1 protein-coding gene is annotated in these 275 nt (G+C 58.9%); it reads right to left on the minus strand.

Going from position 1 to position 275, the window contains the following annotated elements; all coding sequences use genetic code 11:
* The coding region (locus SB816_RS31440) for a hypothetical protein (protein WP_410548176.1) at positions 1-275 on the minus strand (275 nt) is incomplete at both ends.

Raw genomic sequence — 275 nt, forward strand, 5'->3', positions numbered from 1 at the left:
GTGATGACCTCATCGAGATTGCCGCGAAGCTTGTCGATCGGCACATGCGAGGAAATGACCTTGATCCTGTGCTTTTCCAGAAGCGCGTTCAGCTCGCTGGCGCTGACCTTCTGCATATCCACCGTTTCAACGGCCGAAACACCGGCACGGTTGAGGATGGCAAGCTGCTCTTCCAGCGTTCCGGCGTTGCGCAGGGTGTACATCTGCGCGGCAATCGGCAGCGTCTTGCTGTCTTCGGCCAGAACCGGATTTGCGATACCGGCCGCCAATCCGAC

The organism is Achromobacter sp. SIMBA_011, assembly GCF_046535435.1.
GTDB classification, from domain to species: domain Bacteria; phylum Pseudomonadota; class Gammaproteobacteria; order Burkholderiales; family Burkholderiaceae_B; genus Achromobacter; species Achromobacter dolens.